Annotated in this window: 11 protein-coding genes; 2 read left to right on the top strand and 9 right to left on the bottom strand. The window is 53.8% G+C overall.

Annotated features, from left to right (window positions below):
* Positions 1 to 174: 174 nt before the first annotated feature.
* From PLF13_04615 to PLF13_04590, 6 genes are all read right to left on the bottom strand, one after another.
* On the bottom strand, positions 175 to 2,415 hold the full coding sequence (locus tag PLF13_04615; GenBank protein HOP06557.1) for a SulP family inorganic anion transporter: 2,241 nt from the start codon (positions 2,413 to 2,415) through the stop codon (positions 175 to 177).
* A 91-nt stretch (positions 2,416 to 2,506) separates the two neighbouring features.
* A complete protein-coding gene (locus tag PLF13_04610; protein ID HOP06556.1) occupies positions 2,507 to 2,938 on the bottom strand; it encodes a response regulator in 432 nt (143 codons plus the stop codon).
* 45 nt (positions 2,939 to 2,983) lie between these two features.
* Positions 2,984 to 3,664, bottom strand: coding sequence for a hypothetical protein (locus tag PLF13_04605; GenBank protein ID HOP06555.1), 681 nt, complete (start codon positions 3,662 to 3,664; stop codon positions 2,984 to 2,986).
* On the bottom strand, positions 3,648 to 4,028 hold the full coding sequence (locus tag PLF13_04600) for a response regulator (protein HOP06554.1): 381 nt from the start codon (positions 4,026 to 4,028) through the stop codon (positions 3,648 to 3,650). Before PLF13_04600 ends, PLF13_04605 begins: the two co-directional genes overlap by 17 nt.
* A 15-nt stretch (positions 4,029 to 4,043) precedes the next feature.
* Positions 4,044 to 5,759, bottom strand: a complete 1,716-nt coding sequence (locus tag PLF13_04595) for an ATP-binding protein (protein HOP06553.1) — start codon at positions 5,757 to 5,759, stop codon at positions 4,044 to 4,046.
* 20 nt (positions 5,760 to 5,779) lie between these two features.
* Positions 5,780 to 7,000, bottom strand: coding sequence for a response regulator (locus tag PLF13_04590; GenBank protein ID HOP06552.1), 1,221 nt, complete (start codon positions 6,998 to 7,000; stop codon positions 5,780 to 5,782).
* Positions 7,001 to 7,177: 177 nt separating this feature from the next.
* Between PLF13_04590 and PLF13_04585 the strand changes: the two genes are divergently transcribed.
* On the top strand, positions 7,178 to 8,179 hold the full coding sequence (locus tag PLF13_04585; protein ID HOP06551.1) for a DUF3187 family protein: 1,002 nt from the start codon (positions 7,178 to 7,180) through the stop codon (positions 8,177 to 8,179).
* A 76-nt stretch (positions 8,180 to 8,255) separates the two neighbouring features.
* On the opposite strand, the gene PLF13_04580 is transcribed toward PLF13_04585, so the two are convergent.
* From PLF13_04580 to PLF13_04570, 3 genes are all read right to left on the bottom strand, one after another.
* The gene (locus PLF13_04580; protein ID HOP06550.1) at positions 8,256 to 9,323 is read right to left on the bottom strand and encodes a site-specific DNA-methyltransferase; all 1,068 of its coding nucleotides are present in this window, start codon (positions 9,321 to 9,323) and stop codon (positions 8,256 to 8,258) included.
* Positions 9,324 to 9,759: 436 nt separating this feature from the next.
* Positions 9,760 to 13,806, bottom strand: coding sequence for a carboxypeptidase-like regulatory domain-containing protein (locus tag PLF13_04575; protein ID HOP06549.1), 4,047 nt, complete (start codon positions 13,804 to 13,806; stop codon positions 9,760 to 9,762).
* A gap of 24 nt (positions 13,807 to 13,830) precedes the next feature.
* Positions 13,831 to 15,828, bottom strand: a complete 1,998-nt coding sequence (locus tag PLF13_04570; protein HOP06548.1) for a hypothetical protein — start codon at positions 15,826 to 15,828, stop codon at positions 13,831 to 13,833.
* A gap of 322 nt (positions 15,829 to 16,150) precedes the next feature.
* On the opposite strand from PLF13_04570, the gene PLF13_04565 reads away from it, so the two are divergent.
* Positions 16,151 to 16,699, top strand: a complete 549-nt coding sequence (locus tag PLF13_04565) for a GNAT family protein (protein ID HOP06547.1) — start codon at positions 16,151 to 16,153, stop codon at positions 16,697 to 16,699.
* Positions 16,700 to 16,754: the final 55 nt, after the last annotated feature.

Here is a 16,754-nt window from a genome sequence, read left to right as displayed (position 1 = left end):
GAATGTGTTGATCTGATTCAAACCTGTTTTGCACACGGTAGTTTGGCTCATGGGTCAACTACCACGGGTTTTGAGTCAGTCAAAACTTCTCAGGCGCATAAAGCCCTGCGCTTATATTAAGCGCAGGGCTGTTCTTTAACATTATGTTTGACAGATAGTGTTGCTTATTTATCGCTACTGATCCTTGCGTTTTTTCCATGGGGGAATCAAATCACGATGATGTTGCTTATCGGCTTCCATCATTGCCCGCCTGGACTCATCGGAAATACCGAGCGGATGGAACGGCGGCACCCGCAACGGACAGTTGGCCTCATCGACATTCACATGAGCTTTCTCCCAGACACCGTCAATCGCCCTCGCCACGCTACGATAGATGTTGTTCTCACCTATCTTGGCTGCGAGACCGGTTCGTTTGAGAACGTCGAGCACACTATCGTTACAACCGCTGATGGATAATTGTAAACCCTGCCCATGCAACCGATCGACCAGAACCGACAAAGCATCCACCCCGGAGGCATCTATTTCATTGATCCCGTTCCCCACGATAATCAAATGGCGCAGCTTGGGCATGTTTCGGACCGTATCGAGTACCTGGTTTTCGAGATAATCGACATTCGAGAAAATCAGCGAGCCGCCGTAACGCAGCACTGCCACGTAAGGACACTGCTCCAGACTGAAGCGTTCCCGGTTACGGTAAGAGCCATCGATATTAAGAGAAAGCATCGCCATGGCCGGTTTCATGTTCCTGATCAGGTAAAGCAGCAACGAAAGCGCCACTCCGATTATGATCCCCCGATCCAGATGCGGAGCGAAAGTCAGGGTGAAGATAAACGTTACGATACCGATCATGCCGTCATACCATTGTGCTCGCCAGGCATGGATAAACGACTTGACGTTAAGAAGCCCCACTACCGCCATCATGATAATTGCCGCCAGCACCGACTGTGGCAAATGATACAACAACGGGGTAAGAAACAGCAATACGACCAGCACTACCAGACTGCTGGTGACATTGGACATGCCGGTAATAGCCCCCGACTGGAGATTGACCGCCGAACGTGAAAATGATCCCGAAACCGCATAGCTTCGTGAAAATGATCCGATGATATTCGCCAGTCCCTGCCCGATTAACTCCTGATTGGCATCGAGCCGTTGTCCGGTCTTGGCGGCCATTGCCTTGGCGATCGAGATCGCCTCCATAAATCCCAGCAGCGAGATAATCATGGCCATCGGCAGTAATCCCAGTGCTACGGAAAAGTCGAACGATGGAATTTTGAAACTCGGGAGACCCTCCGGTATTTTACCGACCACCGCTCCACCGCAGGAAAAGGTCAACTCATCCGGATTTAACGGCACATTGCCCACCTTGATACGCCAGCAATGGTTGTCGGAGACATCTCCCTTGGGTGCGGAATCTTTCGGGAAATATCTTACTTCACCATCCTGCCCGGTCACTCCGGTCAAATGATACCGCCGCAACCAGGTTCGTTCCTGATGAATCTCTTTCTTCAATCGGTCGATATCAACTCCGACATATTCCAACTTCTGATTGAGATCGAGCAAGGTATACTGCTCTACGCCATCCTGTGCGGCGAGGCTGTCATATCGACCCCGAAGAGTTACCCGCTGGGTGGCTTTTTCCTCCAAATACGAAATAGCACTGTTGAATTTGGCCAAATGCTGGGTGAATTCGGTCGATTCGACGCGTTCAATCGGAATGCGAATCTTATCCTCAAAACCCATGAAATAGGAAACCAGGGTAGTGATCAACACCGCCAACAACACATTGGGTAATCGCGGCGCGACGCGACGGACGCCGATCATGATTGCGAAAGCCAGCGCCGCCAGCGCGAGAGTTGGCCAGTGGGTGTAGTAGATTGCCTCCTCGATCACCCGGTAGATCGTTTCGTAATGGTGCTCCGCCTGGTCGACGGTCACACCGAAAAGTTTGGACAACTGAGAAGTGGCTATGATTAACGCCCCCGCGTTAGTAAATCCGCTGACGACCGGATGAGACAGAAAATTGACCACCAGCCCCAGCCGCAATACTCCCAACAGGAGCTGGAATATGCCGATCAACAGGGCCAGTAGAATGGCATAAGCGATGAACGACTCACTCCCGGCCGTAGCAATCGGCTCCAGAGCCGTGGCGGTCATGAGCGAGACAATCGCCACCGGTCCGGTTGCTAATTGTCGGCTCGATCCGAACAGAGCCGCTATGATCGGTGGAATGAAAGCGGCATAAAGACCGTAATAGGGCGGCAGTCCGGCCAACTGAGCGTAAGCCATGGACTGCGGGATTAACACCAGGGCTACCGTCACACCCGCGATCAGATCATGCCGCAGACGATTGGAATCATAGCCGCGGAACCCATTAACAAACGGCGCTACTCTATTAAGGATACTCGATGTCAATTCTCTTCCTCGGTTTTACAAGCCCCCGGCGGTTAACTAGAAGGCGATGTCGTCAATCGTGATCGAGCAATGCCTTCGGCTGCGATAAGATCTACCAGCCCCGACGTTTGATCAGTTCGTCGATCATGTCGTTCATTTTATTTTCGGTCAGCTCAATCGTACGGGTTCTGGCCTGGTCGATTTTTCCCACCAGGTCATCGAGCTTGATCGGCTTCTCGAGAAACTCGAACGCCCCCTCTTTGACCGCTTCGACACTCTTGGCGACAGTCGCCTGCCCGGTCAGAATGATTACCTGCAGGTCGGCGTTGATCTGGAGCATCGCCCGTAACGTAGCCATACCGTCCATGCCGGGCATCGCCAGGTCCAGAACGACCGAATCGTAGACTTTCTCTTTGACCGCTTTGAGAGCGTCGTCGCCGCTAAACACACAGTCGGCCTCGAGTCCGCGCGTACGCATCCGTTCAGCCAGAGCAGAGGCAAAATCCTCCTCGTCGTCGACTATCAATACTCTTGTCTTCACCATGTATCGTTACTCCTTATCGTACGCTTATTGAGCCGAGCCATTCGTTCATTCACCGGCGCTGTTCGGAACAGTCAACTCCAGAATAAACCGTCCGTTCTCCGTTCGATGCGCCAGGCTTCCCCCGAAGGCTTCAAGCGGGAGATTCTCAGGCGCCTGCATCATGTCGTCCGCGACATCGGTTCCAACCCGGGCGCTTACCGTCACCAGGGCTCCTCGGGAGACTCCGACCAGTTCTATCCTGAGCGGCTCGGAGCCATCCGCCGTCGACAGTACTCTCTTGACCATACCGAAAACCGACTGTGCCACCATTAGCGGATTACAGATTAACGGAAGGCTGTCGGCCAGTCCGGAGGTTACCAGGTTCACCTTCTTCAGATTTACCAGTCTTTCCGACAAGGCCGCCACATTCTCCAGCACCTGGGCCAGATCGCATTCGACCTTCTCGTTGTCCGCCAGGTGAGCGAACCGGTTCAGGCGGCGTATCAAGGTCGTTCCGCGCTCGGTTTGTCGGGCAACTCTCTCGACTACATCCATCAGTCGCTCGGCAATCCCGGCGTCCTGAATCTCGGGAGTATAAGTGAGGTCCTCGATCAATCCGCTGACCTGCTCGATCGTTCCCACGACATTACTCAGTTCGTGAGTCACGGAGGCGGTAATTTCACCGACGAAAGTCAGGCTGGCAAACGAACCCGCTACGTCCTTCTTGTCTTTATTGTCCGGGCTCATACGCTTTTATCGCTTCCGTCATTTTGGCTACTAATTCATCGATATTGATCGGTTTCACCAGAAATGCGAATGCCCCGTCCGGCGGCTGAAAACCATCGTTTCCCCCCGCGCCGTGACCGGTTACCATCAGAACCGGAAGATGAGGATAAGCCGTTCTGATCGTCTGCAACAGGTCGACACCCGACATGCCGGGGAGTTTCAGGTCCACGACGACCACATTGTAACTTTCCTCCCGCAACATCTTAAGCGCATCCTGTCCGTTGGTGCAATAACTCGCGGAAAATCCTCGATATTCCAGCCTTTCTACCAGCGTAGAAACCAGCTCCTCTTCATCGTCAACCAGCAACACTCGGTATTCACTCATAATCGATCCGTTCCCTTAATCTACTTTTTCGATCGGCAGGTTGACGGTGAAGGTCGTTCCCTTGCCGACTTCGCTGGTGACTTCGATAATGCCTCCCAGCTTTTCCACTATATCGCGTGTTATGGACAGTCCCAGACCGGTGCCGGCCTGCCCTTTGGTTGAGAAAAACGGTTCGAAGACGTGATTCAAATCACTAGCGGGAATACCGTGGCCGTTGTCCGTTACCGATACGGCCACCTCACTAGGTGAGAGCTGCTTGATTGAAATCCTGATCCAGCCACCGTCCGCTACGGCGCCGTAAGAGTTGCCTACCAGGTTAAGAAATACCTGCTGCAACTGTCCCCGATCGGACTGGATCTGCGGTACAGTCTCCTCACACTCGACATCTATCTTAATGCTGCGATGGGCAGCTTCGGTTTTCTGGAACTCGAGCACATCGTTGATCAATCCGCGCAGGTCGATACGTTCTCTGACCGCATCCATACGACGTCCGAATCCGAGCAAACGGCGGGTCACCCGACTACAGCGATCGACACTGTTGGTAATGGCGTCGACTATTTTCAGGATTTTCTCCCGTTGCGGGAATTGCTCGGCATGTTGTGCCATATCCTGCAATAAACCCGCCTTCTCGTTGATAATCGCCAGCGGATTGTTGATTTCATGCGCAACACCGGCCGCCAGGCGCCCCAGAGTCGCCATCTTGTTGGTATATTCGACATTGTGGAAAATCTTGGCGCGCTGGGCATCGGCCTCACGCAACCGCGCGATGATATTTCGCGAACGATACCAAACCACCGCCAGAATACCAACCGCACTCAGCAGAAGAAACCAAATCACGTCGGAACGCTGATAAAACCAATGCTGAAAAAACGGTTCGAGTCGGGTTGCAGCCACCAGGATAAACGGCGTCCCCTCGACATAGGCGAAACCCATTGCCACACTTCCCCCGGTCGGTTGCGGCTGTTCATCGATAATCTCGCGCTCGCGAACATGAGGTGGAATCGTGAAATCAACGGTATCCAGCACTTCACCGTAGAAAGCCGACGCGGTCTGGAGAATCCCCCGAGAGTTGACCACGAATGCGTCCGTCTCGGCGCCCAGATCGAGTGAATAGATTTGCCGCATCAACAACTCCGTGTCGATCGTCGCACGCAGGATATAGAAATCGTCTTCACCGGAGTTGATCGCTACGGCTACGACGAAGTGCGGCAGGTGACGATATCCCATGAAAACGTCGCTGACGTAGGTACCTCTCAGAGCAACTTCGTGAAACCAGGGCTGGTCACTGTAGTTGACCCCCTTCAACTGGTACGGACCGGAGTAATACGCCTGATTGCCATCAGAGGCAATGAGGCCCAGGTCCACGAAATCACCGAAAGATTCTCTTAAATCGCGCAGGATCGACATCAGGCGCGTCTCACTGCTCAACTCCGAGCGCGAGTTCGTTCGCGCCACCAGCGACAACACCGCCCGCCGTTCTTCGATAGCGAATTGCAAACTTCGTTTAGTGTTGGAAAGAATGCGTGAAATGACAAAGTGACTTTCGGCCCGATACGCATTGGCATCCTGACGGTAGTTGATCGCGGCCATAATCGCCAGGGGAATCAACGCCGCCAGCAGGGGGATCCAGATCAGATTCCGATGCAGTCGGGTATAACGCGGCAGTTGGCTTCCGGGCGCATCCGACATCGATATCGTGGTCGAAATAGCTTTGTTGTTCTCTTCGCTCATTTCACGCCGTTCCTTTGGCTTTATCCGTTATCCTGATTTCTCCGCTGCCGCCGTGAATAGGCTTCACGCATCAATTGTGCCAGTTCATTGACGTTCACCGGCTTCCTCAGATATGCAAACGCTCCCAGGTCTTCGGCCTCCTCCTGTTCACGGTCGGAACCGTGACCGGTCAGGATTATCACCTCGACATCCGGGTGCGATTGCTTGACCCGCCGCAAAGTTTCAATACCGTCGATCCCGGGCATCAGTAAGTCGAGCACGATCACATCCGGGACATCCTCCTTGAGCATGTCAAGCGCCTGCTCGCCGTCATAGGCTATCGAGGATTCCAGGTTACGTGTTTTGAGGCGTTGTGACAGCGTCTGAACGAATTCTTTTTCATCGTCCACCAGCAACACCTTGGGTCCGGCGTCGATATCTTCCCAGGGATTGATCGATGGAGCCGTGTAACGCGTGCCCAACTTGGTTTCGACATCGGTTACACCCTCGATCTCACGGGCCATCCGCTTCAGCTTTTCCTGCAATCGCGACATCATGAAAGCTCGTTCGTTAATCCCGATCGTCACCCGGCCGTTCTCGGAAAATACCTCAACATTGTGACCTGCATCGGTAAGGACTTGTTTCACCCGGGCGGAAAGCAGAAAGTCCTGAGCGTGAATACGTGACCAGTCGGTCGGACGCACGGCATCGGAACTCGCCTGCTCGCAGATAAGTTTAACCGTCGCGGCGACATCGGAGCGATCGACCGGCAACATCATATCGTAGAGGTTTTCATCATAAACAGAACGAGACACCAGACTCATGACATTGTCGACAAGCTGCTGATCGTAATCTTTGATCCTTTCATGCGCCTGATCTTCGCTCAATCCCTCACTGGACACCGCCTGCGCCACTCGATACGGCAGATCGGCCACCAGGCAGACCCTGAGGATATGAGCGATATTACCCGGGATAAGATACCCCCCCATGCCCGTGATCACACCATCGTCTCTCTGGATGACTTCCGCCAGCGCCACTTCCAGGCAGGCCAGTAGTTTGTCGCGATCCTTCGATTGCCGGTATTTGAACGGTCCCGAGCCGTTCAAGGCATGCCGGAGCTTATCGCGATCCAGATTGAACTTCTCGGCCGCCGTGCTCAGGACCAGGTCGTCAAGCCTTTCATAACCAAGTTGTTCAATGACCTGCGACACGATCTCATCACCGTGGCAGTAGGACGCACTTACTATAGTGATTATCGCCATGGTTCTCCTGGCTTGGTTGTAAGTCTTGTTTGTTAGCGCAAGAATAGCATGGAACGGAAATAAAAACAACCTCTTAGTGGAGGTAACCATACATGACCGGGATCACCCCATCAGCCTTCAAACCGTCTGCGGTTCTACATTGCGCAACGATCCACAATATCCTAGATTTCGAACGAGATGAACTACCCGGGTAAAACTTTAATAACCGTATTGCTGACAATCATAGCCGTATATCCGGCTGTCGGCGCGACTTACGAGCCCCAGGGGCACATTGAATTAAACAGTCAATCGCCGATCCAGTTAATACGTTGCGGCCTTCAGCATCACATCACCCGGGTGCTTGACCATGGCGACTATACGATCGGCCTCCGCCATAACTGGAACAATTACTGGCTTTACGAGGAAAATGTCTTTCGTATCGACGGTGAACTGCACGAATTATCGATCTACAGCCGTTTCGGTGTCGGACAAAACCTCGAACTGTCGGCCTATCTCCCCTTCCGATACGTCGATGGCGGTGTGATGGACGGATTCATCGAGGGATTTCATCGCACCCTGGGCATCGGTCAGGCCGGACGAGACCTGTTCGACCGCGACCAGTTTGCTTTCGATGTATACACCGGCAAAGGCTCCGACGGCTGGTCGCGCTTGCACCGTGATCAGACCGGCCTTAAAATCGGCAATGCCATTGTCTCCTGCAGCAAGCGACTCCGGGGAGCCGACGGTACCGCCACGGTGCTCACGGTCGGAGCCAAACTTCCGGTCGGCAATCGCACCGAGTATTTCGGCGGACAGTCGGTCGATGTCGGCGCTTCCCTGGCAACCGGCTTCCAATACAGATCATGGTTCGCATATCTCTCCGGCGGCCTGGTTTATTTCGGCGATGTTGAAATGCTCGATATCGAACTGCGTCAATGGCACTACAGCGCTTTGGTTGCTCTCGAATGGCACCGCCCGCACTGGAGACAGTCCTATATCGCCCAATTACTTATCGAGCGCGGCGTGGCGGTTGATTTTCACCAGTTCTCCGACCGCACCTACGAGCTGTTGCTCGGATTCAAACACCGCCTCCCGAAAAACCTGAGTCTTGAGTTCGGACTATTGGAAAACCTTTTCAAATTCGTCAACAGCCCCGACGTTGGCCTGCACTTCGCAATCTACTACCACGGCCATCGGTAATCCCGCATATCCATCGAAACAGCCATGCGTTCCAATCGGGAGACCCTTCGAAAGAATATGAACACCGCCATGATATTTACTTTGATGATCCATCCGCTGTGACCAACGGTCGGTAAGATACCAGGAGCGTACCGGCGGCCGTTCTCTCTATCGTATCGACTAATTCAAAAAGAAGACCACATTCCTGTCGGCTGACACACGGCAACCCAAGACTCGTCACGAGAAATTTCAGATGTTTCCCGGCGGCCTGGCGTTCCTCAACGAAAAGTCGATGTCGTTCCACGCGTTCTCTTACAACCACATTGGCCGTCTCCGGCAAACGATTCATACGCTCCTCGATTACTTTATCCAGACTCGCATCCAGTTCGAAACCGACACTGTTCCGGCCCGAAGCCGCTGCTGCGGCCATGGTCGTTCCGGTGCCCAGATACGGGTCTAGTACGGTGTCCCCCCTGACTGAAAACATATTGATCAGTCGATAAGCCAGCTCCAGCGGGAACGCCGCGCTTCGCTCTCGCAGAGTACGATCTTTCAGATCCTGGGTTGCTCCCTTCAAACCGAACCAGATATCGGAAAACCATTGGTTGCGTTCTTCCCAGAAAAAAGCGCTTTCACGCCTTTTATTCTTTTCTGTCTCGGTCTTGAAGAGGCGTTTGTTACCTTTGCGGAAGATCAGGATGAATTCATGCTCAAGGGTCACATAAGCGCCGGGCGGGAGCATCCCCGAACCCATGAATTTATTCGGTGCGTTGGTCGCCTTACGCCAGATGATATTGGGCAGATTATCGAAACCCAGTGCGAGCATCCGTTGGACAATGCGAGTGTGGTTGGAAAATAGCTGAAAGCATCCGTTGAGCGTCCTGACGGCGTCGCCGATGTTTATACAGACAATTCCACCCTCACGCATTACTCGCGGCAAATGCTCCCAGACCCGATCGAGGTCGGCGTGCATCAGATTGAATGCTCGCTCCCCCTCGGCCCCATCGAGCGCCCTGCCGATTGCTTCGTTGCGTGTCGTGAACAGCTCGTCCCACATTTGAATCATGGGATACGGCGGCGACGTTACCACCAGATCAATGGAGTCATCGGCGAGAACCGCCATGTTCTCAGCCGAGGTAAAATGAATGATATGCTCGGTATTCATAAAAAAAGAAATTATGTAAAACTCTACCTCGTGTCTAGCAAAAAAGTTAAAGAATCCTAACCTCGCGTAGCGGGCTGCCTTGTGTCGCCCGCATTACAGATTTTGTTGTCGAAACTTCGCTTCGCGATCCGCCTTCGGCGGACAGGAGTTTCGACCTACAGCTTGCTGATCCTGTAACAATCCATCCCGGAGAACGTCGCTCCTGCGGAAGCGAACCTATCTTCTCTCTTCTACGGTTGCTCCGGTAAATGACCTCGCGAAGAATTCAACCGTGTTGGTGGGCGGCAGACGTCCTCGTCTGCCCCATATCACGATCCCCCGGCAAGTCTCGGAGAGACCTGCCTTACAACTTAACAAAAAAAGAGCCGCCGAATAAAACCGGCGACTCTTCTTGTTCAACGCAGTTGCCTTCTGCAACCGCTCCTATTTACTCACGTCAATTACTTTCCAAACCACGCGCACGATGGATTGATCCATCGTACAAACGATTCATTGAAGCCGCTGCCGGCCCCTCCGGCACGGTGAAGCTAATCGTGGCCGTGCCGCCATACGGAATTTGTGGTGCACCGCCGCCAATAGCAACATCGGTCCCGTAAACAATTACATTAATACAAGCCGTTCCGATATCGCTGCCTAGAGGATTACCGCCATCGTCGAGACAAGTGATACTGACAGTGTATGTCCCCGGTTCCAACTCGCGATCCCAGGTGTTTGCCGTTCCCTTAGGTGTATATCCGAGTAATTCACCGTTCAAGCTAACCTCGAAAATATCATCGGCGGCATTACCGCAGTCATCGACAATGATCTGAACGTTCTTGTTGCAACAACCGGCATCGCATTCGTCAATCTCACCGTCTCCGTCGTTATCGATACCGTCGCCGCATGCCTCCGGCTCAACCACATCCAGATCATCCGGATCGGCCTCGTCATCGGCTTTGTCGCCCTGGTCGACATCGGATTCTTCCTCGTCGCATTCGTATGAAGCATACGCGGCTTGCATCTGGGCATAGCGAGCTTGCAAAGCCGCTTCCTGATCGTTAGCTCGGACGAAATCGTTGTCGACTAAAACCAGGCTCTTGTCAGGTTGTACCGCCTGCGCTGAGATCAGTTCACCGTAAATGCCGTAGAGAGTAGTTAAGACGAAACCATAATCCTCGAGCGAATTCTTGGCGCTGCTCAGCGCAAAGCCGGTCTCGCTGTCGTCGCAGGCAGCGTTGAGCAGTTCTCGCAGGCGCTGGTCAAAGAAATCCGCTCGGTTTCTGAAATCTGTAGCGATTTGATCGAGCTCCGCCACGATTAGATTGAAATCCGCCACGAGAGCATCGAAGTCAGCGCCGGTATCGCTATCATTCGTTAGATCATCGATAGCGTCCTCAAGGTCCTCGTCTACCTCTCCTTCATCCTCGTCGACATCGACATTGAGACTGATCACCACCCCACCGGTGTTTTCCGAGGATGGCGTTACCGTGGCATCACCGCTCGCAACTGAGCCATCCGTTCTGGTATAACTCGCCGACACCGTGACGCTGTTCCCATCGTCGTAGCCGAGCGGACCGATCGAGAACATGCCGGAGCCATCGGTTGCACCTGAGGCTCCACCGGCAGTGACAGTTGCGCCGCTTACCCCCGTGCCGTTCGTGCTTTGTACTACGCCGGTGATCGTAGTCTGCAAAGACGGGCTCTTCATCGTAATCACCACCCCGCCGATATCAACATTCTGTCCGTCGAACACCACCGCCACCGGGCCGCCAGAGAGCGATGTGGCTCCTTCGGTTTTGCTGGCCGAGAGCGAGGCCGACTCGTTCGCCGTCAGACCTATCGGGCCTACGGTAAATACACCTGCGGCATCCGACACTACGGAATGCGTGCCGTCGGTCACCACTGCCCCGGAAACTCCTGTTCCCTTATCATCCACGACCATTCCGCTTATGGTAACATCGTAAACATCCTTCTGCTGCACCTGAATGACTATGGTCGGCGCTGTGGCATTGTTCTGCATCGGCGTACAATTCGTCTGACCCGAATAGCTGTTCCCCTGCGGGTCCTGCACCGTGGCGGTGATCACCGCCGGCTTTCCTAACTCATGGGTAAACGGCGGCAGGGTGTACGATCCGGCGGCATCGGACGTGGTCGAAACACCACCGCCGGTAACAGCCGCACCCTGGATCGGTTTGCCGTCCATATCGCGCACCTGTCCGGTGATCGTAACTTCGGTCTCCATCGTCATATCAACCGTCAGCACCACTCCGCTGATTGAATTTCCGATACCGTTATAAGTAACCGTTACCGGAGTACCGCCGAAACTGTTGCCGCCGTCGGTGTATACCACGCTTAAGGATATCGATGAGTCTTTCACCAGCGAATAGGGTCCCATACTGAACGAACCGCCGGTTGCTGATGTGGTCGAAAGTCCTGCGCCGGAGACAGCCGCACCGCTGACACCGACACCGTTGGCATCTATCACCTGGCCGTTGATGGTAACCGCATTCGGGATTATCACCGGAATGGTTAACGACACTTCGGTCGGCGTTGTACCCTCGTATGTCACCGACACTGCGCCGCCGCCCACTTTGATTCCCCCCTGAGCCGTAACCGAAGGTGTCAGGGTAACCGTGAACGGTGTTTCTTCCCAACCGCTCGGGACATCGATCGGACCGATCACCGCGCGGCCGTCAGCCCCGGTCACAGCAGCCGCGCCTCCGCCGGTCGGAGTCACGGTGGCATTTGCCAGCGGTTTGCCGTTGTCGTCTAGTACTGTCGCGTTGATCGTCCATTGACCGGCCGCTTCTTGCGGTTTGCTCGAAGTCACTGTGATATCCACTCCGGAATGGGCTGCTGCGGTCACCGTTACGGAGGCAGAACCACTATTCTCCCCATCCGTGGCGGTACAGGTTACTCCCGTGTTTTTTGCCACTGTCACCGCTAGGGCATAGGAACCGTCGCCGCTGCTGACCGTGCTGCCCAACTCACCCGACGTCGCAACACCGACAGCCGTAACGGTTGCACCCGCCAGAGGTTCGGCGGTAGTCTGAGCATCTTTTTTAATGAAAACCTTACCGGAGATAATAGCCTGTTGCGTTTCTTCTTTCTTTCGGAGGGTATAATCGAGACCGCTCACTACCCGGTCCGGAATGCGACCGTTGCTGGTGTACGTGTTGAATCCTTCCTTGGAAACTCGCTCTTCGATCGCATCCATCGGTTTGGCCTCAACCAAAATCTCGTACTGGCCGTCGTCGCCGGTCGTCTGGCTGAACGTGCGCCCGTTGATCGTGAATTGAACCGTCGCGCCCGAACTGCGGCTGACCTGATCTTCAACTTCCTCGTCCACCGTACCGCGTACGATGCAATACTTCTCGTATTGCTCGATCACGGCGTCGATTGCCGAACGATGGGTTTCGCTCAGCACGTAATTGGCCACGAACGTTTCTTCGTCGAGCCTTCCGTAGAAATAAGCATCCTCGGTCAACTTGAGTTCGTCGATTATCAACCAGGATTCTTCGCTTTTATCCTTCCAGCCATGGAAAAGCCGATAGTATTCGCGTGCCCGGCTCTCGGCATCCGGCTTGAGACTGTTAGATCGGCTGGACAGCCAATCGGGATCGAGCGCTCGACGTTCCAGCAACAGTTCATGCCATCGGTACACTTTCTCCGTGTTGCCGGCATGTGAAAAATAACCGCGTTTGGTAGCCGGATCATACAGGAAGTAATCCTCTTCACCTCGATACGCTTCACCGCGCAGACGCGGGAATTCACCTATGGCAAAATACTCGGCGCAGTTTTTATCGGCGCCGGCAGCCTTGAACGCCGCCTGTTGATCCTGGCGATAGCCGGACTGGGCGCAAAGGTTATTGCCTCGGAAATTGTCGATCTTCTTGGCCAGACGATCCAGCGCATTGGCAAAATCACCCGCGACTTCGCCGTATGCCTTGAGCCAGGGTCCGAGGATCTCTCCCACCAGCGGAATCTTCTCCATCTTCCCCGCGCCGTCCTTGAGCAGATCGCCGATCAGGCGAAGACCGTAAGTGGGATTGTCTTTGGCGTTTTCGGGATTGAACTTCTTCGCGAACTCCCAGGCATTCGATACTTCACCGGCGTAATCGTCGGCTTTTTTCAACATACTCGAGGCCTGCTTCAGCTTGTCGGTCAGGCCGTTGTCGTCCATCTTATTGAACATTTCGCGCAACTGGCGAAGTTTCTCCTCGGCCGCGGCGGTTTCGTTGTCGTTCAGCTTGAACAACATCTTGGCGAGCGCGATTCCCTGCTCCGGGGCATCGCTGTGCACAGCATCGCGGTACTTCTCGTATTCTTCCGCGAAGCTCTTGAACTTCTCATTTCCCTGTTGAAGGGTTTCCCGGAAGGCGTTCCATTCGTCCTCGGTCTGTTGCAACGCTTCCTGGTATTCGTCGCTCTCATCGGCGCTTACCAACGCGGCGACGGCCAGAAGGGCGGCCAGAATCAAAATAACATTTATGATCTTCTTCATGATTCGAGTCTCTCCTGCCTGCGATTATCTTACCACGTCGAACAGATACCGGACACGAACGCCGATGTCTGATTTATCTAGATCAATCGCGGAGGCCTCATCCATCCGCGTTTGATGGAACTTCAGATATCCTTCGACCAGCCATTGGACATTGATTTGATAAGTTACTTGTCCGTTTAGCTGAAACACACCGGTTGTCGTCTTGGGATCGGCGTTGTAGAGCGCGGTCAACACATAACTGCCGTCGGCTCGCCAGGTTATCCCGGTTGTTGTCGCTCCCGCCAGCACGGCCTCAATACCTGCCTTGGCCACGTTGGCCGGATTTTGCAGAATAAAATCCTCATCCGTTTCTTTATTGGATCGATCTTCGCCGTTCTGGTCGAAATAGAACCTGGCTCCGAGGACCGGTCCGATCGAGAGCTGTCGGAGAAAACCTCGGGCTGTTTTCGACCAACCGAAATTCCAATACAGATCGAGTGTATGGGCCGGACAGTATTCTTCCATCACTGTCCTGCCGCCGGACGACGGGTCGTAGACGCTGTCTGATTTATAGGATGTTTCTACGTAGAATCGGGCTGCTGTTTTGAACTTGGAGAAATATCCCGAACCCAGCGGGCGGCTGTCTTTGCGATAAGTCAACTGGGCAAAATCGAATCGGGTCGAATCCGAGAACATGCGATAGTTGATCTCCCAACGGCTCAGCCCCGCTCTATTAGTCCGGGTTGTTACCTGCTTCATTAAAGTAAAATCATAAAAACCGTCGTACTCATCATCCTCTGCATTCGGCAGTTTGTGCCAGTAGAACTCAGGACCGAACTTCACCGTCCTCCCCTGAGTCTTCGTTACCGAATAGTAATGGGCCTTCAGACGTGTGTTGTCCAGCGGTGAGTCGTCGACCTCCGGATGTGAAAAGGCCTGATACGACACGCCCAACTCCGAGCCGCCCGGCGTTAACTGGTAAACCATACTGGGACTGAACTCCGAATAAGTCATATAATCGAGAATATCTTCGTGCGATTTCTTCTGATAAACCAACTGCAGGTTCATCAATCCAGTCCCGACCGGTAGTTGTGCCTTACCGAACAGACGCGTGATGGAATAATCGAGATTCTCATTGTCGCCGTATCCTCGCGAGGTGTTGCTTATCTCGGCATCGACCTTGCGCTGCCCGTCGGAAAGCTGATACTTGGCGAACAACTTGACATCACTGAAATCCGCTGCATCGGTCTCCTTGTCGTTGAACGATGACAGCTCCAGCCCGGCCGATCCGGTCATCTTGTCGTTCAGTGAATGGACGATACTGGCGCCGAAGTCGGTCGTGGAAATCTCCCGTCGCTCGACCGTAGACTGATGGTTAAACGATCCGACCAGGTTGGTCCGGGACGATAGGAGATACCTGCCGTTGACGCCCAGGTTGAGGTCACTGCCGGAGACATCCTGAATCGGGCTGGCGTTCGGACGCTTATACTTGGCTGCCCCGAATCCACCCGAAGCCTCGCCGCTGAACACCAGCCGACCGCCGGTCTCACGCTCTCCCGATACAAGAACCATCGTGGTCATCGGCTCACCGAAATCATCGACCGTCTTCCGATAGAACCGGTCGACATACTTCTGGTATTTCTGAATATCCTCTTTTAATCCGCCTGCTTCGGTCTTGAGCGAGGCGGCATTGGAACTTTCATCGGCTTTGGCAAGTTCTTTATCGAACTCCTCCAGCTCGGACAGCGTACCGCCCGCGATCTGCTCGAACGATTCCTTGATAGGCTGGATTTTGCCTAATTCGGTGCGTACCGCCGGAGCCTCGCCGATTTTCGGCTGACCGTCCGAAGTCCGATATTCAATGTCGATAGTCTTGATGCGTTTCAGGATCGCCAGCGCCAGTCCGCGTGCCTGATTGGTTTGCGCCTGCAATTGGTCAAACCGTTCCTGGAGTTGGTTGTCGTCAACCGCTCCCGCACGTACTGTAACCAGCACGATTAAGAATGCGACTACCATCCAGGCCATGGGGGTGGATCGTCTCATTGGCTCTTCAACCTCGATTGATATGCAAAGTGTATTCTCGTCTGTCTCAATGCTAACAGGAAGTCCAAAAACCGCGTCAATAGCGGCTTATCCGGACTGCACCAACTATTATGATGACAAAAACAGCCTAGCACAACAACAAAAGAGTGATCGACTACGACCCTAAATACATCTATTCACTCCGACACTTGCACTGTCGGCTTCTGTTATGTAAATTAGCCCCAGCCCACGAACGATGAACAGAACTTAATTATATCTCAGGATTTGGAATGTATCGTATGCGGCATGATAAATTCATGCCGGGAGTTACCGGGAGTTTGCCGTGAAATTAATCCCAATCAAGGGCAACCGCATTATCTTAAGGCGACTCAAACGCACTGATACGACATCCCTGCAACACAACGCCAACAACGCCAATGTCTCCCGCTTCTTACCCCTGTTGCCTCATCCATACGGAATGAGCGATGCGATCACGTGGATCAACATCGCTCACCGCCAGGCGCGTCGGGATCGTGGCTATCATTTCGGTGTTACCGTCGACGGCATCGATGAGATCGTCGGTGTTATCGGTCTCAACAATATCAACCGAAACGACAACAACGCCGAGGTAGGTTACTGGCTCGCCGAACATCTCTGGGGCCGGGGACTCGGTCGGGAAATGCTGGGACTCATGCTTGGTTTCTCCTTCGAACAACTGGGCTTACATCGTGTTTATGCCATCGTCCAGAGTATGAATCTCGGCTCGATCAAAGTTCTCGAGGCCTGCGGCATGAAACGTGAGGGCTGTTATCGTGAGGCCTCCCGCATGGACAATGGCTGGCACGATGTGTTCATCTACGGCATCCTCGAACACGAGTACCGTCGCCGATGATGCCCCAATGAATCAGGGCCGATCTGGTTTACCAAACCGGCCCCGAACGCAGGGA

Source organism: Candidatus Zixiibacteriota bacterium, from assembly GCA_035380245.1.
In the GTDB taxonomy this organism is placed as follows: Bacteria; Zixibacteria; MSB-5A5; order GN15; family FEB-12; genus DAOSXA01.
This window is presented reverse-complemented; position numbering and strand designations above follow the sequence as displayed.

Excerpts from the sequence above, each read along its gene's own strand:
- PLF13_04610 (HOP06556.1), bottom strand. The coding sequence starts at position 2,938 with ATGGTGAAGACAAGAGTATTGATAGTCGACGACGAGGAGGATTTTGCC.
- PLF13_04605 (HOP06555.1), bottom strand. The coding sequence starts at position 3,664 with ATGAGCCCGGACAATAAAGACAAGAAGGACGTAGCGGGTTCGTTTGCC.
- PLF13_04600 (HOP06554.1), bottom strand. The coding sequence starts at position 4,028 with ATGAGTGAATACCGAGTGTTGCTGGTTGACGATGAAGAGGAGCTGGTT.
- PLF13_04595 (HOP06553.1), bottom strand. The coding sequence starts at position 5,759 with ATGAGCGAAGAGAACAACAAAGCTATTTCGACCACGATATCGATGTCG.
- PLF13_04590 (HOP06552.1), bottom strand. The coding sequence starts at position 7,000 with ATGGCGATAATCACTATAGTAAGTGCGTCCTACTGCCACGGTGATGAG.
- PLF13_04585 (HOP06551.1), top strand. The coding sequence starts at position 7,178 with ATGAACTACCCGGGTAAAACTTTAATAACCGTATTGCTGACAATCATA.
- PLF13_04580 (HOP06550.1), bottom strand. The coding sequence starts at position 9,323 with ATGAATACCGAGCATATCATTCATTTTACCTCGGCTGAGAACATGGCG.
- PLF13_04575 (HOP06549.1), bottom strand. The coding sequence starts at position 13,806 with ATGAAGAAGATCATAAATGTTATTTTGATTCTGGCCGCCCTTCTGGCC.
- PLF13_04570 (HOP06548.1), bottom strand. The coding sequence starts at position 15,828 with ATGAGACGATCCACCCCCATGGCCTGGATGGTAGTCGCATTCTTAATC.